Here is a 20,387-nt window from a genome sequence, read left to right as displayed (position 1 = left end):
CGAAACCGCGGGAGGAGAAGGGGCCATGGCCGGAAAGAAGTGGATCGCATACACGGCAGTGGCTGTGCTCGGCGTCGGCGTGCTCGGCACGGGCGCGATCGCGGCGGCGCATGCTTTCGAGCTGCGTACCGACGCGGGGCAGCTGATCGACGGCGGCGCGATCACGGGCACGGAGAACTCCGCCGACACGGCGACGTCCCGCGCCACGCGCGACGTCGAGCGGGAGCGCACCCCGACGCCGACGCCGACCCCCACGCCGACGCCGACGAAGGACGACGCGAAGAAGGACGACGGCGGCTCGCAGCCGCAGGAACCCGCCCCGCAGCCGGATCCTGCGCCCGCTCCTGACCCCGCGCCCGCGCCGCCGCCCGCTCCCGCACCCGCGCCGGACGACGACGACGATGATGACGACGACTGGGACGATGACGGGGATGACGACGACGATGATGATGACGACTGACACCTGAGCGGGCTGCCGCCAGGAGCCGGCCGGGCGCGCGGGCGAAACCGCGCCGGCGGTTCGCGAGCGCGGGAGGGCGCGCCCTACTTCTGAGGGAACCCGCGATCGAGCTCCGCGAGCCAGGCGCGCGCGTTGCCGTCGCTGGGGGCACGCCAGTCGCCGCGGGGCGACAGGGATCCGAGGTGCGAGACCTTCGGTCCGTTCGGCACCGCGGAGCGCTTGAACTGCGCGAAGCCGAAGAAGCGCTGGAGGAACACCCGCAGCCAGCGCACGACCGTGTCGAGGTCGTACTCGGGACGGGATCCCTCGGGGAACCCGGGCGGCCACTCGCCGCGTTCCGCGTCCTCCCACGCGTGCGCGGCGAGGAACGCGATCTTCGTGGGGCGGGATCCGTGCCGCAGCACGTGGGCGAGGGTGAAGTCGTGCAGCGCGTACGGGCCGATCGCGTCCTCGGTCGACTGCGCCTTGCCGTCCTGACCCGCGGGGACGAGTTCGGGGCTGATCTCGGTGTCGAGGACGGACTGCAGAACCTGGACCTCGTCGGGGCTCACACCCTGCGCGTCGCCCTCCGAGATGACCCAGCGGATGAGGTGCTGGATGAGCGTCTTCGGCACGCCGCTGTTGACGACGTAGTGGCTCATCTGGTCGCCGACGCCGTACGTCGCCCAGCCGAGTGCGAACTCCGACAGGTCGCCCGTGCCGACGACGATGCCGCCGTGATGGTTCGCGAGGCGGAACAGGTAGTCGGTGCGGAGCCCGGCCTGCACGTTCTCGAATGTGACGTCGTACACGGGATCGCCGGATCCGGCGGGGTGGTCCATCTGCCGCAGCATCTCGGTCGCGGCGGGGCGGATGTCGATCGTCTCGATGGTCGCGCCGACCGATGTCGCGAGAGCGATGGCGTTCGACTTCGTGTGATCGGAGGTCGCGAATCCCGGCATCGTGTAGGCGAGGATCTCGCTGCGCGACCGGCCCATGAGATCCATCGCCTTCGCGATGACGAGCAGCGCGTGCGTCGAGTCGAGGCCTCCGCTCACGCCGATGACGGGCTTCGGGGATCCGATCGCGGTCATGCGCTGGACGAGACCCGCGACCTGGATGCTGAACGCCTCATAGCAGTCCTGCGCGAGGCGGCCCGCGTCGTCGGGCACGAAGGGGAAGCGATCGACATGGCGACGCAGACCGATGTCGCCGTGCGGCGGTTTCAGCTCGAAGCTCACGCGGCGGAAGTCGGTCGCGTCGGCGTGGGCGCGGCGGTTGTCGTCGAACGTGCCCTGGCGGATCCTGTCCTGCCGCAGGCGGTCGAGGTCGACGTCGGCGATCGAGGACGTGGCGGTCTGCGGGAATCGCTCGGTCTCGGCGAGGAGGGATCCGCCCTCGAAGATCATCGTCTGGCCGTCCCACGAGAGATCGTTCGTGGACTCGCCGAGCCCGGCCGCCGCATAGGCGTAGGCGGCGAGGCACCGAGCGGACGCCGACTGCGCGAGCAGCTTCCGGTCGTCGGCGCGCGCGACCGTGATGGGGCTGCCCGAGAGGTTGAGGAGCACGGTCGCACCCGCGAGTGCGGCGAGCGACGACGGCGGCACCGGCACCCACATGTCTTCGCACACCTCGGCGTGCACGACGAGCCCCGGCACGTCGGTCGCCTCGAAGAGCAGGTCGGGCCCGAACGGGACGTCCGCGCCCGCCAGGCGGATCGTGCCGCGCTGATCGTCGCCGGGCGCGTACCAGCGGCGCTCGTAGAACTCGCGGTAGGTGGGGAGGTGCGACTTCGGTGCGACACCCAGGATCCTGCCGCGGTGGATCGCGACGGCGCAGTTGTAGAGGCGCCCGCGATGCAGCAGGGGGGCACCGACGACGAGCATCGGCACGATCCACACGGAATGCTCGCGGATCTCTTCGATCGCCGCACGCACGCCGTCGAGTAGGACGTCCTGCATGACGAGGTCGTCGATGGCGTAGCCCGACAGGCAGAGCTCGGGGAACACGGCGACGGCGACGGCATCGTCGTCGAGACGACGGGCGGTGTCGAGCACGTGCTGCGCGTTGGTCGCGGGATCGGCGCCGGCGACGGGGATATGGCACGCGGCGACGCGGGCGAAGCCGTGGCGGTAGGCGCTGCGGAAATCGAACTCGGTCACGAGGGCCAGTCTCGCACCTTCTTGTGGCGAGCTCGCGGGCTCTTCGTTTGTCAGGGGTCGGAATTACCGTTGAGGCATGCGAATCCTCCGCGACGAATCCCGCCTCATTTGGAGTGCGAGCGACCTCAAAGCTGCCGCCGAGTGCGAGTTCGCGTGGATGCGCAGGATCGACGCGAAGCTGGGCCGGTCCGAGCTGGTCGACGATCCCGAGGATGCGATGCTGGCGCGCGCCGCCGAGATGGGCGATGCGCACGAGGCGCGGGTTCTCGCGGAATTCCGCGAACAGCACGGCGACGCGGTCGTCGAGATCGAGCGCGCATCGTCGGCCGACGCGTCGGCGCTGGCCGGCGCGGTGCGGGCGACGGAGGAGGCGCTCTCGCGCCCCGACGCGCGTGTGGTGTTCCAGGGCGCGTTCGCGGGCGGCGACTTCGTCGGGTTCGCCGACTTCCTCGTCCGCGACGACGACGGGCGCTGGCGCGTGCAGGACACGAAGCTCGCCCGCACCGCTCGGGTGACCGCGCTCATGCAGCTCGCGGCATACGTCGATCAGCTCGACCAGCAGGGGATTCCGCGTGCCGACGAGGTCGACCTGCTGCTCGGTGACGGATCCACATCGACGCACGCCGTGCGCGATCTGCTCCCGCTGTTCGACGTGCGCCGGGCTCGGCTACGGGCGCTCGTCGCCGACCGCCGGGTCGACGGCGGCACGGCGATCGCCCCGCTCGGGTGGGGGGAAGCGCGAGGCGACCTCGAGGTGCGCGCGTGCGGGCGCTGCGCGACGTGCGAGATCGAGGTCCAGTCGCACCGCGACGTGCTGCTCGTCGCCGGCATGCGCCCCACGCAGCGCGAGCGCCTGCGCGCGGCCGGCATCGAGACGATCGAGCAGCTCGCCGAGGCGGCCGAGAAGCCGCCGCGCATGAGCGACGACCAGTTCCAGACCCTGCGCACGCAGGCGCGTCTGCAGGTGGCGACCGAGAGCGAGCGCGCAGACGCGCCGCTCTACGAGGTCGTGAATCCGGTCGCTCTCAGCGCGATGCCCCGACCCGACCTGGGTGACATCTTCTTCGACTTCGAGGGCGATCCGCTCTACAGCGAGCGGGGGAGCGACGGGCGCACGTCGTGGGGCATCGACTACCTGTTCGGATGGGTCGATCTGCGCGAGCAGTACACGCCGCTCTGGGCCCACGACCTCGATGCCGAGCGGAAGGCGCTCGAGCGGTTCTGCGACTTCATCGCCGCGCGCCGGCGTGCACACCCGCAGATGCACATCTACCACTACGCGCCGTACGAGACGACGCATCTCGCGGCCATGGCGGCGCGCCACGGCGTCCGCGAGGCCGACGTCGATCGCATGCTGCGCGACGAGCTGTTCGTCGATCTCTATCCGATCGTGAAGAACGCGCTGCGCGTGGGATCGCGGTCGTACTCGATCAAGAAGCTCGAGCCGCTGTACATGGGCGGCGACGTGCGCACACAGGACGTGCAGAAGGGTGACGACTCGATCGCGCGCTACGTCGAGGCGCGCAGTCTCCTCGAGCGCGGGCGAGACGACGATGCGAACGCGATCCTCGACGATCTCGCCGACTACAACCGCTACGACTGCGTCTCGACGCGGCGCCTGCGCGACTGGCTCGTCGAGCGCGCCCGCGAGAGCCGCGTCCTCCCGGCCGCACCCGACGACCGACTCGCCGCCGCCTACGAGCCCTCGCCTCGAGCGACTGCGCTCACGGCGCGGGCCGACGAGCTGCGGGACGCCCGAACCGAGGGCGAGCCGGCATCGAACGACGAACAGGCGCTCCGCCTCGCGGCGGCAGCGATCGACTACTACCCTCGCGAGGCGAGATCCTTCTGGCAGTCGCACTTCGAGCGCCTGCGTGAGCCCGTGTCGCTGTGGGGCGAGACGAAGGACGTCATCGTCGTCGACATCCGCCGCTCCGCTCTCGTCGACGACTGGCACATCCCCGATGGATCCCGGTCGGAGCGGAGGCGCCTCGAGCTGCGCGGCGAGCTCGCGCCAGGTACCCGGCTCGGAACGGCGTCCTCGCCCTACGCGGTGTACCCGGCGCCGGCGCCGTTCCCGAACGAGGCGTCGCCGCGGTGGATCCACGTGCCGCGCGAGGTCACCGTCGTCGAAGTGTTCGACGATGGTGTGATCGTCGACGAGTACGCCGTGCAGGGTCAGACGTGGCGCGAGCTGCCCATCGCCCTCACGCCGCCGTCCCCGCCGAAGGCCGGGGCGCAGCAGGGGGCGATCGACGAGTGGGCCGACACCCTCCTCCGGGCCGACAACCACGTCGGTCGCGCCGACGGCGGGTACCCGATCGATCCGGCGACCGACATCCTCCGCACGCTGCGCGCCGACCATCACTCCGGCCGCGTCGTCGGGTCCTCGATCGGCAGCGACATCGACGCGATCGTCTTCTCGCTGCTGAGCGTTCCGACCTACCTCGCCGTACAGGGCCCGCCTGGCACGGGCAAGACCTACGTCGGATCCCACGTCATCGCCCGGCTCGTGAACGACCACGGGTGGAAAGTCGGCGTCGTCGCGCAGTCGCACGCCGTCGTCGAGAACATGCTCGATCGCGTCGTCGCGGCGGGCGTTCCCGCGGGCCACGTCGCCAAGACGCTGAAGGGCGGGGCCCGCGCCGACGGTCAGGCCTTCACGGTGCTGCCGCGCGGCGGCCTCGCCGACTACCAGCGTCAGCGGTCGAAGGGCTACGTCATCGGCGGGACGGCGTGGGATCTGGCGAATGTCACACGAGTCGACCGTCGTGCCCTCGATCTCCTCGTTGTCGACGAGGCGGGCCAGTTCTCGCTCGCGTCGACCATCGCAGTATCGATGTCCGCGCGCCGCCTGCTGCTCCTCGGGGATCCGCAGCAGCTCCCGCAGGTCAGCCAGGGCACGCATCCCGCGCCCATCGACACGTCGGCACTTGGCTGGCTCATGCGCGGATCCGCGGTCCTGCCCGACGGGCACGGCTACTTCCTCGCGCAGACCTGGCGCATGCACCCCGACGTCGCCCGCCCCGTCTCCGAGCTGTCGTACAACGGGAAGCTCCGGGCGCGTGCAGGCGCGGACCAGCGGTCGATCGAGGGCGTCGTCCCTGGCGTGCACCCCGTCCCGATCGAGCACCGCGGAAACGCGACCGAGTCACCGGAAGAGGCCGAGGCCGTTCTGCGCATCGTGCAGGACACGGTCGGTCGCGCGTTCGTCGACATCGAGATCGACGACGAGCAGCAGGCGACGCCGCAGTCGCCGCGCGAGATCATGCAAAGCGACGTCATCGTCGTCGCGCCCTACAACGCGCAGCAGCAGCTCGTCGAGCAGACGCTCGCGCGCGGTGGGTTCCCGCAGGTGCGCGTCGGCACGGTCGACAAGTTCCAGGGTCAGGAAGCCGCCGTCGCGATCATGACGCTCGCCGCATCATCCGGTCGAGACGCCCCGCGCGGCCCCGAGTTCCTCCTGCTGCAGAATCGCCTCAACGTGGGCATCAGCCGTGCGAAGGTCGCCGCGCACGTCGTCTACAGCCCCGCGCTGCTCGACGACCTGCCGTACCACGCCGATTCCGTCGCGCGCCTCAGCGCCTTTGCCCGCCTCGTCGGGCAGGTGTGAGACACGCGCGCGGCGGCATTCGTCAGGAGGGGACGACCATGACCGGCCCCTGGGCGTGATGAAGCACGCTGCGCGAGACCGAACCGAGCAGCGCGCTGCGAACCGCGCCCCGGCCGCGCGTGCCCAGCACCGTCAGGTCGGCCTGCGCCGTGCGCGCGGCGAGCACATCCTTCGGGTTGCCGACGATCACTGACGCTCGCGCCTCCAGACCGGAGAAGGTCTCGGCCACGTCGTCAGCCCACGCCTCCAGATCTCTCTCGAGATCGTTGGTCCTGTCGGCGATCATCTGCTCGTTGAGCTCCGCATCCGGATACCAGTAGAGCCATTCGTCGCTTGTGGGCAGCACCGTGACGACGTCGAGGGGAACCTTCCGCTGGTGCGCAACTCGTGCCGCTTCGAAGAGGACGCCCCTGCTCTGATCGGAGCCGTCGACCGCGACCGCGACCGCATCGGCATGTGCGTCTGAATCGGGTCGCTTTCCGACGACGATGGTCGGGCAGTGCGCGTGGACGGGCAGCGCGTTCGCGACGGAGCCCACAAGGTGACCCGAGAGCCCGCTGTGGCCGCGGGCGCCGAGGACGATGACCTGAGCGGCGACGCTGAGATCCTCGAGGGCTCCGAGCGGATGGCCGGGAACGGCGCGATATTCGACGCGGCCGGAATGACGGGCGAGCTGTGCGCGGGCGCCATCCAGGACGTTCTGTGCGGCGTGCTGCGCTGTGGCCTCGTCGGAGTGCGCAGGGATGGCCGCGAGGGTGGTGTAGACCCTGACCGGCACGGCGTACACGGCGACGACGGTGAGAATCGCGCCTCGGCGCGTGGCCTCCGCCGCCGCATAGTCGAGCGCGAGGTGCGCGTGCTCCGATCCGTCGAACCCGACGACGACCCCCAACTCGCGCTTCGGGGAATCGAACGGGATCGGATCGGTTGTCGAATGGGAAGAATCGGCCATGACATGCCTCTCACAGAGTCGCTCTGGCGTCGGCGAAGAGCGGCTGTGCTCCCGTCGCTCGCAGTCTAGGCAGGCTGGTCGCGCGACGGGAGGGGGAGGCGTCGGATGTTCGCGCTGAGCCCCCCCCGCACGTTCGGGCGAGTCAGTCGGCCGTGCCGTAGAGGCGGTCGCCGGCGTCGCCGAGACCGGGAACGATGTAGCCCTTCTCGTTGAGGCCCTCGTCCATGGCGCCGAGCACGAGGGTGACGTCGCGATCGCCGACGAGGTTCTCGATCGCCTGCACGCCCTCGGGTGTTCCCAGCAGGCAGACGGCCGTGACCTCGGTCGCCCCGCGGTCGAAGAGGTACTTGATCGCCGCGGCGAGGGATCCGCCCGTGGCGAGCATCGGGTCGAGCGCGAAGCACTGACGGTCGCTGAGGTCGTCGGGCAGACGCTCGGCGTACGTCGTGGGCTTGAGGGTCGTCTCGTCGCGCACGATGCCGAGGAAGCCCACCTCGGCCGTCGGGAGGAGCTTCGTCATGCCCTCGAGCATGCCGAGACCGGCGCGGAGGATCGGCACGACGAGCGGCTTCGGATCCGCGATCTTGACGCCCTTGGTCACCGTGACCGGCGTCTGGATCTCGCACTCCTCCACACGCACATTGCGCGTGGCCTCGTAGGCGAGGAGCGTCATCAGCTCCTCGGTCAGCTGGCGGAACACCGGCGACGACGTCGACGCGTCGCGCAGGACGGTCAGCTTGTGAGTGATGAGGGGGTGGTCGGCAATGTGCACGCGCATGGCACACACGTTACTGGGCGCGCCTGGCGGAGAGCCGGAGGCCTCCCCACGGTTCCCTGCTGTTCACAGGGCATGCACGAGTCAGCTGGGTGACGCCAGAGCGTGCGAGGAGGAGAATGGAGACACCTGTCGCCGACGCGGCGGCCGGTGGATGAGAGGAGATCCCCATGAAGGCTCTGCAGTACGTTGCGATCGGTCAGCCGCCCGAGGTGCGCGAAGTCCCCACGCCCGAGCCCGGGCCCGGCCAGGTGCGCGTCAAGGTCACGGCCGCCGGCGCGTGCCACTCCGACTCCTTCGTCATGGGGCTCCCCGAAGAGGACTACGCCGCGGGCTACCCGCTGCCGATGACCCTCGGTCACGAGGGCGCGGGCATCGTCGACGCACTCGGTGAGGGCGTCACCGAGGTGTCGGTGGGCGAATCCGTGGCGGTGTACGGACCCTGGGGCTGCGGGCGCTGCCGTCAGTGCGCCCAGGGCAAGGAGAACTACTGCGAGCGCGCCGCCGAGCTCGGCATCACGCCTCCCGGCCTCGGTCACGACGGATCCATGGCCGAGTACATGATCGTCGACTCGCCGCGCTTCCTCGTCCCGCTCGGCGACCTCGACCCGGTCGACAACGTCGCGCTCACCGATGCCGGCCTCACGCCGTACCACGCGATCAAGGGATCCCTGGCGAAGCTCGGCCCCGGATCCACGGCCGTCGTCATCGGCACGGGCGGGCTCGGGCACGTCGCGATCCAGATCCTCCGCGCCCTCACCCCGGCGACCGTCATCGCGCTCGACGTGAACGAGGAGAAGCTCGCCCTCGCGAAGGACGTCGGCGCGCACCACGCGTTCCTCTCGAACGAGGACGCCGTCGAGGCGATCACGCGGGCCACGGGCCGCGCAACGGTCACGGCTGTGTTCGACTTCGTCGCGATTCAGCCGACCGTCGACCTCGGCTCGGCGCTCAGCGGCGTCGAGACCGACCTCGTGCTGGTGGGCGTCGGAGCGACGAAGGCCGACGTCGGCATGCTCGCACGCCCCTTCGACGCGACGATCCGCTCGCCGTACTGGGGATCCCGCGCAGAGCTCATGGAGGTGCTCGACCTCGCCCGCGCCGGCCTCATCGACGTCGAGACCGAGTCCTTCTCTCTCGACGACGCCCCCGAGGCGTACCACCGCCTGCACGAGGGCACGCTGCGCGGGCGCGCCGTCATCACGCCGTAACCTCGAGGGCATGACACCCGACCCCTCCGACGTCGCCGCCATGCGCCGGGCGATCGCGCTCGCCGCAGACGCCGGCGCGGCGGGGGAGGTGCCCGTCGGCGCCGTCGTCGTGGACGGGGACGGGGCGATCATCGGCGAGGGGCGCAACCGGCGCGAAGAGACGCACGATCCCAGCGCCCATGCCGAGGTCGTCGCGATGCGCGAAGCGGCCGAGCGCAGCGGCTCGTGGAACCTCGACGGCTGCACCCTCGTCGTCACGCTCGAGCCGTGCGTCATGTGCGCCGGCACGCTCCTGCAGGCCCGCATCTCTCGGCTCGTCTTCGGCGCGTGGGACGACAAGGCCGGCGCCGCCGGCTCCCTCTACGACGTCGTGCGCGATCGCCGGCTGCCGTATCGCGCCGAGGTCGTCGGCGGCGTGCTCGAGGCCGAGACCCGCGCCCCGCTCGAGGAGTTCTTCCGCGCGCGTCGGTGAGGGGGCCGCGTCGCGCGCATGCCCGTGATGGCGCAGTCCCCCGGCTCGCAGAGCGAACCTCCCGCCAAACCCGATGCCAGCGCCATCACGGGCATACCCGCGCCGCTCCGCGCCGGGCCCCTGACGAATCATCGAGATCCGCTCGGATCCGTGGTCTTCGTCTGCGGCTCACGGCATCGTCAGCGTCCCAGGACGAGGATCCGCGCGTTCACGCCCCGCGCAGCTGCGGGAGGACCTCCTCGCCGATGAAGGCGACGTGATCGAGGTCGGTCATGTCGATCATCTGGAAGTAGATGCGGCTCGCGCCGTTCTCGATGAGGCGGCCGGCGCGGTCGACGATCTCGTCGGCGGACCCGCAGAACGTGTGGTCGTCGCGGAACGCCGAGACGTCGACACCCGTCGCGGCGGCGCGGCGCGCGACGTCGGCCTCGGTCGCACCGCCGAGCGTCGTCAGCGCGACCGTCAGCGACAGCGTTTCGGGGTCGCGGCCGATCTCCTCGCAGGCCGCGCGTGCGCGACCCCAGCGATCGAACACGACGTCCTCAGGCTGGAAGGGGATGTTGAACTCCGTCGCGTGGCGCGCGGCGAGCATCGGTGTGCGCTTGAGGCCCGCGCCGCCGACGATGACGGGAACGGTGCTCTGGACCGGCTTCGGGAGCGCCGGGGAGTCGGTCAGCTGATAGTGGGATCCGTCGAACGAGTACGTCTCACCCGCGGGCGTCGCCCACAGGCCGGTGACGATCTCGAGCTGCTCCTCGAGGAGATCGAAGCGCTTGGGCGGGAAGGGGATCCCGTACGCGGCGTGTTCGGCGCCGAACCAGCCGGTGCCGAGCCCGAGCTCGATGCGTCCTCCCGACATCTGATCGACCTGCGCGACCTGGATCGCGAGGATCCCCGGTGTGCGGTAGGTGACGGACGAGACGAGGGTGCCGAGGCGCAGCGTCGTCGTCTCGCGCGCGAGACCGGCGAGCGTCGTCCACGCGTCGGTCGGCCCCGGGGACCCGTCGAAGAAGTCGCCCATCTTCAGGTAGTGGTCGGAGCGGAAGAAGCCGTCGAACCCGCTCGTCTCCGCCTGCTGCGCGAAGGAGAGCTGGGTGTCGTAGGTGGCCCCCTGCTGAGGCTCGGTGAAGACGCAGAACTCGGTCATGCGCCCATCCTGGCACCGCTCGGGCGGTGTCAGATGCGCGTTCGGCCGATCAGTCGCTCGAGCGGACGACGAACGCCTCGGTCGGCGGCTCGGCCGTGTCGGGGTCGAGGTAGACCCGCGCGGTGAGGAACATCTCGGCGACCGACGGGACGGCCTGGCGCAGCCGGCCCTCGACGACGTCGATGTCGCGCGCGATGGACGAGAGCGGCTTGTCGAGAGGGACGGCGGCCTCGCCCGCGACGAGCAGCCTGCCGCCTTCGAGGGTGGTCACCGTGAGGCGCAGGAGCTTCTGCACCTCGGGACCGTTCTCGATCGCCTCGATGACCCGCGGGGCCTCGGCGTGGGCTGCGTCGTCGCTCACCAGTGCATCCATGGGCCCAGCGTATAGCGACCCCAGCTGTAGCGTGGAAGGCATGACTGAAGCTCTTCCCTCTGTCGCATTCATCGGTGCCGGTTCGATGGGAGGCGCGATCCTCCGCGGCCTCGTCGCGAGCGGGATCCCCGTCGACGGGGGCATCCACGTCACGAACCGCACCGCCGCCAAGGCCGACGCGCTGGCCGAGCTCGACGGCGTGACGAGCATCGCGCTCGAGAGCACCCCGGACGGCAACGTCCAGGCCGTGCAGGCCGCGCGCGTGATCCTCGTCGGCGTCAAGCCGTACATGATCTCGGACCTGCTCGACGCGATCGGACCGCACCTGCGCGAGGACGCGATCGTCGTGAGCCTCGCGGCGGGCATCACGCTCGCGCAGTTCGAGGAGAAGCTCGGATCGACATCGGTGATCCGCTCGATGCCGAACACGCCGTCGACGGTCGGCAAGGGCGTCACGGGGCTGGCCGCCGGAACGCACGCCTCCGAGGCCGACATGGCGATCGTGAAGCGCCTGTTCGAGACGGTGGGCGACGCCGTCGAGGTCGAGGGCGACGACGGCATCGACGCGATCTCGACGATCTCCGGATCCGGCCCCGCGTACGTCTTCCTGTTCATCGAGAAGCTGATCGAGGCCGCGAAGCACCAGGGCTTCGATGACGAGCGCGCCCGCCTCATCGCCGAGAAGACGTTCATCGGGGCGACGGCGTTCCTCGAGGCGTCCGGGCAGGATCCGGCCGACCTGCGTCGCGGTGTCACGAGCCCCAACGGCACGACGCACGAGGCGGTCGAGACATTCCAGGCCGCCGACCTCGACGCCCTCTTCAAGAAGGCGACCGACGCGGCCTATGCCCGCGCAAAGGAGCTCGCCGCCGAGGGCTGAGCCGCGCCCGGAGCCCACCGGAGGGCCCTCGTCCGCCGCCGCGGCCGGGGGCCCTTTCGCCGTCCGGACGCACCGACTTGCGCGCGCCCCGAAACGGCGTACTGTCATCGTTCGTGAGTCGCATCGTGCGGACCAGGCGCGGCAGGGCCCTTGCTCCCGCACAGGCCATCGTCCTCGGGTTCGGGCTGACGCTCGTCATCGGCACCGCGCTCCTCCTCCTGCCCCTCTCGACGGCGCCCGGCAGCCGCACGACCGTTGTCGACGCGCTGTTCACCGCGACGTCCGCCGTCAGCGTGACAGGGCTCGTGGTGGTCGACACGGGGAGCCACTGGAGCGGGTTCGGCCTGGCGGTGATCCTGCTCCTCATCCAGCTCGGCGGGCTCGGGATCATGGTGGTCGCCACCCTCGTCGGCATCGCGCTCGCGCGCCGGCTGTCGATGCGGGCGCGCATGGCGACGGTCGTCGAGACCAAGACGGCGGTGGCGCCGAACGTCCGTCGGATCGTCGGCGGCATCTTCGTGACGTCGATCTCGATCGAAGCCGTCGTCGCGCTGATCCTCTTCATCCGCATCCTCACGGGATACGGGTACGGCGTCGGCGAGGCCGCGTGGTTCTCGGTCTTCCACGCGGTCTCGGCATTCAACAACGCCGGGTTCGCGCTGCAGGCCGACAGCATGATGGGCTTCGCCTCGGACGGCTGGCTGCTGCTGCCGATGTGCGCCGCGATCATCATCGGCGGCATCGGCTTCCCGGTCCTGCGCGAGCTCCGGCGCGAGATCCGCCACCCGCTGCACTGGTCGATGAACACCCGCATCGTGCTCGCGGCGACGGCCGCGCTGCTCGCGCTCGGCACGATCGCCGTCACGGTCATGGAGTGGTCGAATCCCGCGACGCTCGGATCCGCGGATCCCGGCACACGGATCCTCGGCGGCTTCTTCCACGCCGTCCAGACCCGCACGGCCGGCTTCAACTCCGTCGATATCGGGGCGATGCACGACGAGACGTGGCTCGTCACCGACATCCTCATGTTCATCGGCGGCGGCCCCGCCGGCACGGCGGGCGGCATCAAGGTGACGACGTTCGCCGTGCTGTTCTTCATCCTCTGGACGGAGCTGCGGGGCGGGACGGCCGTCAACATCTTCGGCAAGCGACTCGCGCGCGGCGTCCACCGCCAGGCGATCTCGGTCGTGCTGCTGGCGATCGCCGCGATCGTCGTCGTGACGCTTGCGATCCTCGCGATGACAGACCTCGACCTCGATCAGGTCCTGTTCGAGGTGGTCTCCGCGTTCGGCACCGTCGGCCTGTCGACGGGGATCACCTCGGACCTGCCGGAGCCCGCGCGCGTGCTCATCGTGATGCTCATGTTCATGGGGAGGCTCGGGCCACTCACGCTCGGCACGGCACTGGCGCTGAAGGAGCGCCGCGCCGCGTACGAGCTTCCGAAGGAGCGCCCCGCCATCGGCTGATGGCGGGCGGAGAGGAAAGACCAGAATGGGTTCGTTTCTGTCGTTCGGGGAGACCTCGCGGCGCATCGCCGAGGCCGACTCCGTCGTGGTGATCGGGCTGGGACGCTTCGGCAGATCGCTCGCGCTCGAGCTGATGGAGTCCGGCACGGAGGTGCTCGGCATCGACTCGGACGGCGACGTCGTGCAGGAGCTGAACGGCCAGCTCACGCAGGTCGTCCGCGCCGACGTCACAAAGGACGAGGTGCTGCGGCAGCTCGCTGTCCGCGACTTCGACCGCGCCGTGATCGCGATCAGCGGCGACCTCAAGGCATCGATCCTCGCGGCGTCGATGCTGCTGCAGGAGGGCGGCCCAGCGATCTGGGCGAAGGCGATCGACGAGCAGCACGGTCGGATCCTCGAGCAGCTCGGCGTGCATCACGTCGTGTACCCCGAGCACGACATGGGGCGCCGCGTCGCCCACCTCGTACGCGGCGCGGCGAAGGACTACCTCGAGGTCGACGAGGGCTTCGCGATCGTGAAGGTGTCGCCACCCGAGGAACTCGACGGGATCCCGCTCGGCCAGACCAGGCTGCGCGAGCGCCACGGGGTCACGATCGCGGCGCGCAAGCCCGTCGGCGGAGTGTGGAAGCCGGCCGACGCCGAGACGATCCTGCGTCAGGACGACACCGTGCTCGCCTTCGGCCCGACGAAGCGTGTCGAGTCGTTCGCGCAGCTGCGCTGATCAGCGGTCGAGCGAGGCGAAGCGCTCGACGTCGGCGTTGGTGCCGGAGACGATGATGAGGTCGTGGTTCGTGACGACCGTGTTGGCCTCGGCGTAGCGGAACGGCTTGCCGGGAGCCTTCACACCCACGACCGTGATGTTGTACTTGCTGCGTACCCCTGTGTCGGCGAGAGTCGCGCCGCGGATGAGCTTCGGGGGGAACATCTTCGCGAGGACGAAGTCGTCGTCGAAGCGGATGAAGTCGAGCATGCGCCCGCTCACGAGGTGGGCGACGCGCTCGCCGGCCTCGCGCTCGGGGTAGATGACGTGGTTCGCGCCGACGCGCGAGAGGATCTTGCCGTGCGACTGGCTCGTCGCCTTCGCCCAGATCTGCGGCACCTTGAGATCGACGAGGTTGGCCGTGATGAGCACGGACGCCTCGATCGAGGAGCCGGTCGCGACGACGGCGACCTGGAAGTCCTGCGCGCCGATCTGCTTCAGGGCCTCGAGGTTGCGGGCGTCGGCCTGGACCGTGTGGGTGACGCGCTCCGACCACTTCTGCACGAGCCCGAGGTCTGCGTCGATCGCGAGGACGTCGCGGTCGAGGCGGTCGAGCTCGCCGGCGCAGGCGGCGCCGAATCGGCCCAGGCCGATGACGAGCACGGGCGCGTCGGTGCGGATCTGCTCAACCAACGATGGGCCTTTCGACGGGCAGCGAGTAGTGCTGCGACTTCGAGGTCGCGGCGACGGCCGCGGCGAGTGTGACTGTACCAACGCGCCCCATGAAGATGGCCACCGCCATGACGTAGAGAGCGTGGTCGGGGAGGGACTCGGTGAGACCCGTCGACAGGCCGACCGTGCCGAAGGCCGAGATCACGTCGAAGAGGACCTCGGCGATCGGCGCGTGCGTGATCTGGGCGATGATGATCGTCGCGAGCGCGCAGATCGTCGCGCCCCACGCGAGGACGGCGACGGCGACGCGCTGGACGTCGGAGGGGATGCGGCGTCCGAAGGCCTCGACGGACGTGCGCCCCTTCGCCTCCGACCAGACCGCGAGGGCGAGCACCGCGAGGGTGGTGACCTTGATGCCGCCGGCCGTGGACGCGGATCCGCCGCCGACGAACATGAGCATCGAGCCGACGACCATGCTGGATCCGTAGAGCTCGCCGATGTCGACGACGCTGAAGCCGCCCGAGCGCGCCATCACCGAGACGAAGAATGATTGGAAGATCGTGTCGCCGGCGCTCATGGAGCCGAACGTTCCGGGGTTGCCGTACTCCAGAGCGAGGAAGGACCCCGCGCCGCCGAACAGGAGGATCGTCGTCGTGATGAGCGTGAGCTTGACGTGCAGCGACCAGGTCGAGGGACGGAACAGCTGCGCCTTGTAGGGGTTCAGGATATGCCGCGACAGCGCGTAGATGACGGGGAAGCCGAAGCTGCCGATGAACACGCTGATCATGATCACGGTCATGAAGTAGTAGTCGTGCTCGAACACCCCGATGCCGCCGTCGTTGAGCGTGAAGCCGGTGTTCGTGAAGGACATCGCCGCGTAGACGGGCGAGATCCAGAGCGCGTCGAGCCAGTCGTACTTCACGACGACCGACGGGTAGATGAGCAGCGCGACGGCGAGCTCGATGATGACGGTCGAGAGCGCGACCGTGCGCAGGAGCTGACCGACTTCGCCCAGGCGCACCGCCTGCGACTCGCTGACGGAGCCGCCGTGCGCGCGCAGGGGGTTCGTGTCGCCGGCCGCGATGAGCTTGGCGCGCAGGCCCATGCGCTTCGAGATGATGAGGCCCATCATCGACGCGATCGTGAGGGCGCCCATCCCGCCGATGTTCACGCCGACGAAGATGACGATGTCGCCGAACACGGACCAGTGGGAGGCCATGTCGACGCTCACCAATCCCGTCACGCAGATCGTCGACATCGCCGTGAACAGTGCGTCGGCCAGCGGTGTCGCGCTGTCGTTCGTCGACGCGATCGGCAGGGACAGCAGCGCGGTGAAGACGAGGACGAGGCTCGCGAAGACGAGCAGCGCGAAGCGCGCGGGGGAGTGCGTCGTGATGACGCGGAACCAGTGCCATACGGCGTGTGAGAGACGTCCGAGCACAGACTCGTGCGACGCAGCCCGGCTCCCTGGCATTGACTGATCGCCCCTCGTCTGCGGAATGGTCAGCGGCCATCGTACTCCGGCGCACCCGGTCGCCGTGTCGAATATTCCCGTCATGCCATACGCTGTGCCCTATGGCCGACATCTTCGACGTGATCGCCGACGGCACCCGGCGCGAGATCCTTCAGCTTCTCCTCCGCCGCGACCAGGAATCAGATGGCGGCACGAGCGTGTCGCAGATCGTCAGCGAGCTGAGCGTCAGCCAGCCGACCGTCTCGAAGCACCTCAAGGTCCTGCGCGAGGCGGGCATCGTGACCGTGCGCGAAGAGGGACAGCACCGCTACTACCGCCTCGAGACCGAGCCTCTCGAAGAGGTCGACGACTGGCTCGTTCCGTTCTTCGTCGACGAGGGCGAGCTCGCGGCCGAGGCCGCCCACTCCGTCTATGCTCCTCTGTCCGAGCCCGCGACGAAGTTCGCCGAGTCGCTCGGCCGCACCGCGGCCGTGGTGCAGACCGCGCTCAAGCGCCTCGGCGCATAAGCTGGCACGCCTCACCTGGCCGACCCCGCGGAGGTCGAACGGCGGCACGTGACAACTGTCATGCCGGATCCGTGACACATCGGTCTCGGCGTCGCACACGCCGGCCGCGACACTCGGAGCATGACCACACAGGAGCTCGCGGTATCCCTGACGCGCGTCGTGAAGGAGTTCCGCACCGGCGGATCCTCCTTCCGTGCCGTCGACGGCATCGATCTCGACATCGCCCGCGGTGAGATCGTCGCGCTGCTCGGGCCGAACGGCGCGGGCAAGACGACGCTGCTCGACATGGTGCTCGGCCTGACGAACCCGACGGACGGCGACGTCGCGGTGTTCGGGCGCCCGCCGCGCCAGGCGGTGAGGGACGGGCACGTCTCGGCGGTGCTGCAGTCGGGCGGTCTCCTGCGCGACCTCACGGTGCGCGAGACCGTGCGCCTCATCGCGTCGACGTTCCCGCACGCGCTGCCCGCCGACGACGTGATCGAGCGGGCGGGCATCGCCGAGATCGCGCATCGAAGCGTCTCGAAGTGCTCCGGCGGGGAGCAGCAGCGCCTGCGGTTCGCGCTCGCGCTGCTGTCGGATCCGGATCTCCTCATCCTCGACGAGCCGACGGCCGGAATGGACGTCACGGCGCGCAGCGACTTCTGGGCGACGATGCGGGAGGACGCCCGCGCGGGTCGCACCGTCGTCTTCGCGACGCACTATCTCGAGGAGGCCGACGCGTTCGCTCAGCGGATCGTCATGGTGGCCCGTGGCCGGGTCGTCGCCGACGGCACGACCGCCGAGATCCGCGCGACGGTGTCGGGCCGCCGCCTCCAGGCCTTCGTGGACCCGGCACGCGGAGACGAGGTTGCGCGCACCGTCGCGACGCTCCCGGGCGTGACGGGTGTCTCGCACGACGCGGGTCGCCTGAGCATCCGGGCGACGGACTCGGATGCCGTGGCCCGCACCCTCCTCACGGACCTCGGGGCGCATGACCTCGAGATCACCGCGGGGAGCCTCGACGACGCTTTCCGCACGATCACACAGGAGGAGCGCGCATGAACGCGACCTATCTCGGCATCGAGCTCGTCCGCACGCTGCGCGATCTCGTGTCGATGTTCTTCGTGGCGATCCTGCCGGCGCTCCTCTACATCATCTTCGGCGCGACGCAGGAGTACGGCGACGTCGACCTCGGGGGCGGTAACGTCTCGGCGTACATCATGATCGGCATGGCGGCATACGGCGCCGTGACCGCGACCGTCGGCGTCGGCGGCATGGCGGCTGTCGAGCAGATGCAGGGCTGGGGCCGCCAGCTCGGCCTGACGCCCATGAGCGACGCGCAGCGCGTCGTCACGAAGGCGATGGTGGGGTTCGTCATCGCGATCATCCCCGTCGGGCTCATCTACCTGCTCGGCTGGCTCACCGGTGCCGAGGCGGAGCCGCGCGTCTGGATCCTGAGCGCGATCGTCGTCCTGATCGGCGCGGCCGTGTTCTCCTTCTTCGGCCTCCTCGCGGGCCTCCTGTTCCGCAGCGAAGGCGCGGTCGGCGCGGCGAGCGGATCCCTCGTGATCTTCGGCTTCCTCGGCAATCTCTTCTTCCCGCTGTCGGGCGTGCTGCTCGACATCGCGCGGTTCACGCCGCTGTACGGGTTCGTCGCGCTCGCGCGCTACCCGCTCACGGACGGCGACGCCGTGGCGATGGGGTCGGAGCCGTCGGCCGCGCACGACCCGCTGTGGCTGCCGATCCTCAATCTGAGCGTCTGGGCCGTCGTCTTCGTCGTCGCGACGATCCTCGTCGCGCGGCGCGGACGATCGAGGCAGTGACGAGCGCCGCGCCGCCTGCCACGATGGGGAGCGTGACGACGGGTGAGCAGGGCGAGCCGGCGAGGGATCCGTGGCAGCGCTTCGGGTGGCTCATGGGCGTCGTCTGGATCGTCTTCCTATTCTTCCCGATCTCGTCGGTGATCGAGTCCGAGGCGTCGGCCGGAGCGAAGGTCGCCGCGGTCGCGCTGCTCGCCGCATTCGGCGTCGTCTACATCGCCGGATTCGTCGCGCGACCGAACTTCGACAGCTGGGAGGAGTCGCGCGCGCGAGGGCTCATCACGATCGGCATCCTGCTCGCGCTCATGATCTCTGCGGCGCTGCTGACCGACGTCGGAGCGCTCGGCGCGACCGCGTTCGTGGTCGCGACGGCCATGTTCTCCGGTTCGCTGCGATTCGCGCTGGCGCTCGCGCTGACGCTCACGGCGGCCCTCGTGGTCGTGCTCGTGATCACGGGCGACATCTCGCGCGGCCTGTGGCTGATCCTCCCGCCCCTCATCGTCATCGTGACGACGGGCGTCACGCGGGCGCTGATCGAAGCCGGCGTGCGGCACGACGAGATGGATCGCCAGCTCGGACTCGTCGCGGAGCGCGAGCGCGTCGCCCGCGACGTGCACGACACGCTCGGCCACAGCCTCACGATCGTGACCGTCAAGGCCGAGCTCGCCGAGCGGCTCATCGACCGTGACCCGGATGCCGCCCGGCGCGAGATCGCGCAGATCCGCAGCCTCTCGCGCGAGGCGCTCGCCGAAGTGCGCGCGACCGTCTCGGGACTGCGCGTGGCCCGCCTCGGCGACGAGATCGACTCGGCATGCCGGGCGCTCGAGGGTGCGGGCATCGCGCACGAGGTGCGCGGTGCGGCGGACGACGTCGATCCGCGATACCGGATCATCGTGGCCTGGACGCTGCGCGAGGCGATCACGAACGTCGTCCGTCATGCGCGCGCCCGCCGGTGCACTGTCACGCTCACCGCCGACGGGCTCGTCGTCGAGGACGACGGGGTGGGCATCGCCGACGCGGACGCGGTCGCGGGGCTGCGCGGTGTGCGCGAGCGCGCGGCGGGCGCGGGCGCGACGCTGACGGTGGGCCGCGCCGATCGTGACCAGGGGACGCGCGTGGAGGTGCGCTGGTGATCCGGATCCTGCTGGCAGACGATCAGGCCCTCGTGCGCGGCGCCCTCGCGGCGCTTCTGTCGCTCGAAGAGGACATCGAGGTCGTGGCCGAGGTGGGGAGAGGAGACGAGGTCGTCTCCGCCGCCCGGGCCGCGGACGTCGACGTCTGCCTGCTCGACATCGAGATGCCCGGCATCGACGGCATCGACGCGGCCGGGCAGGTGCGTGCCGAGCTCCCCGGCGTGAGGTCGATCATCGTCACGACGTTCGGGCGACCGGGGTACGTGCGCCGCGCGCTCGAGGCCGGTGCGAGCGGATTCGTGGTCAAGGACACCCCCGCGTCCGAGCTCGCCGAGGCGGTGCGCGCCGTTCACGCGGGCCGCCGGATCGTGGATCCGTCCCTCGCCGCTGACTCGCTGGTGGGCGGCGCGAACCCCCTGACGCCCCGCGAGCGCGAGATCCTGCGAGAGTGCCTCGACGGCGCCCCCGTGCAGGCGGTCGCGGCCCGCGTGCACCTGTCCGGCGGCACCGTGCGCAACTACCTGAGCAGCGCGATCGCCAAGACGGCGACGTCCAACCGGGTCGAGGCCGCGCGCGCCGCTCAGTCCCACGGCTGGCTGTAGGGCGCGTCTCC

19 protein-coding genes are annotated in these 20,387 nt (G+C 70.3%); 12 read left to right on the top strand and 7 right to left on the bottom strand.

Going from position 1 to position 20,387, the window contains the following annotated elements; all coding sequences use genetic code 11:
* Nucleotides 1-25: 25 nt before the first annotated feature.
* Nucleotides 26-460, top strand: coding sequence for a hypothetical protein (locus KOL93_RS14855; protein ID WP_221586274.1), 435 nt, complete (start codon nucleotides 26-28; stop codon nucleotides 458-460).
* Between the two features lie 83 nt (nucleotides 461-543).
* Here KOL93_RS14855 and KOL93_RS14850 read toward each other — a convergent pair whose 3' ends face one another.
* Nucleotides 544-2,601, bottom strand: coding sequence for an NAD(+) synthase (locus KOL93_RS14850; RefSeq protein WP_221586179.1), 2,058 nt, complete (start codon nucleotides 2,599-2,601; stop codon nucleotides 544-546).
* A gap of 76 nt (nucleotides 2,602-2,677) precedes the next feature.
* Between KOL93_RS14850 and KOL93_RS14845 the strand changes: the two genes are divergently transcribed.
* Nucleotides 2,678-6,214, top strand: a complete 3,537-nt coding sequence (locus KOL93_RS14845) for a TM0106 family RecB-like putative nuclease (protein WP_221586178.1) — start codon at nucleotides 2,678-2,680, stop codon at nucleotides 6,212-6,214.
* Nucleotides 6,215-6,236: 22 nt separating this feature from the next.
* Here KOL93_RS14845 and KOL93_RS14840 read toward each other — a convergent pair whose 3' ends face one another.
* Nucleotides 6,237-7,166, bottom strand: a complete 930-nt coding sequence (locus tag KOL93_RS14840; RefSeq protein ID WP_221586177.1) for a universal stress protein — start codon at nucleotides 7,164-7,166, stop codon at nucleotides 6,237-6,239.
* Between the two features lie 142 nt (nucleotides 7,167-7,308).
* Nucleotides 7,309-7,944, bottom strand: a complete 636-nt coding sequence (upp, locus tag KOL93_RS14835) for a uracil phosphoribosyltransferase (protein ID WP_221586176.1) — start codon at nucleotides 7,942-7,944, stop codon at nucleotides 7,309-7,311.
* A 167-nt stretch (nucleotides 7,945-8,111) separates the two neighbouring features.
* Between upp and KOL93_RS14830 the strand changes: the two genes are divergently transcribed.
* Together KOL93_RS14830 and tadA are read left to right on the top strand one after the other, a co-directional pair.
* A complete protein-coding gene (locus KOL93_RS14830; protein WP_221586175.1) occupies nucleotides 8,112-9,152 on the top strand; it encodes an NAD(P)-dependent alcohol dehydrogenase in 1,041 nt (346 codons plus the stop codon).
* A 10-nt stretch (nucleotides 9,153-9,162) separates the two neighbouring features.
* Nucleotides 9,163-9,624: a tRNA adenosine(34) deaminase TadA gene (gene tadA / locus KOL93_RS14825; RefSeq protein ID WP_221586174.1), complete on the top strand. Its 462-nt coding sequence runs from the start codon at nucleotides 9,163-9,165 to the stop codon at nucleotides 9,622-9,624.
* A gap of 208 nt (nucleotides 9,625-9,832) precedes the next feature.
* Here the strand turns inward: tadA and KOL93_RS14820 are convergent, their stop codons facing one another.
* A complete protein-coding gene (locus tag KOL93_RS14820; RefSeq protein WP_221586173.1) occupies nucleotides 9,833-10,771 on the bottom strand; it encodes an LLM class F420-dependent oxidoreductase in 939 nt (312 codons plus the stop codon).
* Nucleotides 10,772-10,820: 49 nt separating this feature from the next.
* Nucleotides 10,821-11,144, bottom strand: a complete 324-nt coding sequence (locus KOL93_RS14815) for a hypothetical protein (protein ID WP_221586172.1) — start codon at nucleotides 11,142-11,144, stop codon at nucleotides 10,821-10,823.
* A gap of 40 nt (nucleotides 11,145-11,184) precedes the next feature.
* Here KOL93_RS14815 and proC point away from each other — a divergent pair, with 40 nt between their 5' ends.
* From proC to KOL93_RS14800, 3 genes are all read left to right on the top strand, one after another.
* Nucleotides 11,185-12,024: a pyrroline-5-carboxylate reductase gene (proC, locus tag KOL93_RS14810; protein WP_221586171.1), complete on the top strand. Its 840-nt coding sequence runs from the start codon at nucleotides 11,185-11,187 to the stop codon at nucleotides 12,022-12,024.
* A 113-nt stretch (nucleotides 12,025-12,137) separates the two neighbouring features.
* Nucleotides 12,138-13,490 carry a TrkH family potassium uptake protein gene (locus KOL93_RS14805; protein WP_221586170.1) on the top strand — a complete coding sequence of 451 codons (1,353 nt, stop codon included), beginning with the start codon at nucleotides 12,138-12,140 and terminating at the stop codon, nucleotides 13,488-13,490.
* A 25-nt stretch (nucleotides 13,491-13,515) separates the two neighbouring features.
* Entirely contained in the window at nucleotides 13,516-14,211 is a 696-nt protein-coding gene (locus tag KOL93_RS14800; protein WP_221586169.1) for a potassium channel family protein, read from the top strand.
* Here KOL93_RS14800 and KOL93_RS14795 read toward each other — a convergent pair whose 3' ends face one another.
* Nucleotides 14,212-14,883, bottom strand: coding sequence for a potassium channel family protein (locus KOL93_RS14795; RefSeq protein WP_221586168.1), 672 nt, complete (start codon nucleotides 14,881-14,883; stop codon nucleotides 14,212-14,214).
* Nucleotides 14,876-16,303 carry a TrkH family potassium uptake protein gene (locus KOL93_RS14790; RefSeq protein ID WP_308291654.1) on the bottom strand — a complete coding sequence of 476 codons (1,428 nt, stop codon included), beginning with the start codon at nucleotides 16,301-16,303 and terminating at the stop codon, nucleotides 14,876-14,878. The genes KOL93_RS14795 and KOL93_RS14790 overlap by 8 nt, the downstream gene beginning before the upstream one ends.
* A 134-nt stretch (nucleotides 16,304-16,437) precedes the next feature.
* Here KOL93_RS14790 and KOL93_RS14785 point away from each other — a divergent pair, with 134 nt between their 5' ends.
* From KOL93_RS14785 to KOL93_RS14765, 5 genes are all read left to right on the top strand, one after another.
* Nucleotides 16,438-16,842, top strand: a complete 405-nt coding sequence (locus tag KOL93_RS14785) for an ArsR/SmtB family transcription factor (protein WP_221586166.1) — start codon at nucleotides 16,438-16,440, stop codon at nucleotides 16,840-16,842.
* A 120-nt stretch (nucleotides 16,843-16,962) separates the two neighbouring features.
* Nucleotides 16,963-17,883 carry an ABC transporter ATP-binding protein gene (locus KOL93_RS14780; protein WP_221586165.1) on the top strand — a complete coding sequence of 307 codons (921 nt, stop codon included), beginning with the start codon at nucleotides 16,963-16,965 and terminating at the stop codon, nucleotides 17,881-17,883.
* Nucleotides 17,880-18,644 carry an ABC transporter permease gene (locus KOL93_RS14775; RefSeq protein WP_221586164.1) on the top strand — a complete coding sequence of 255 codons (765 nt, stop codon included), beginning with the start codon at nucleotides 17,880-17,882 and terminating at the stop codon, nucleotides 18,642-18,644. Before KOL93_RS14780 ends, KOL93_RS14775 begins: the two co-directional genes overlap by 4 nt.
* Entirely contained in the window at nucleotides 18,641-19,774 is a 1,134-nt protein-coding gene (locus KOL93_RS16400; protein WP_221586163.1) for a sensor histidine kinase, read from the top strand. The genes KOL93_RS14775 and KOL93_RS16400 overlap by 4 nt, the downstream gene beginning before the upstream one ends.
* Nucleotides 19,771-20,376 (top strand): response regulator transcription factor, encoded by a 606-nt coding sequence (locus KOL93_RS14765; RefSeq protein WP_221586162.1) that lies wholly within the window; start codon nucleotides 19,771-19,773, stop codon nucleotides 20,374-20,376. Before KOL93_RS16400 ends, KOL93_RS14765 begins: the two co-directional genes overlap by 4 nt.
* Nucleotides 20,377-20,387 lie beyond the last annotated feature (11 nt).

Origin of the sequence: Microbacterium salitolerans (assembly GCF_019720895.1) — a bacterium.
Lineage (GTDB): Bacteria > Actinomycetota > Actinomycetes > Actinomycetales > Microbacteriaceae > Microbacterium.
This window is presented reverse-complemented; position numbering and strand designations above follow the sequence as displayed.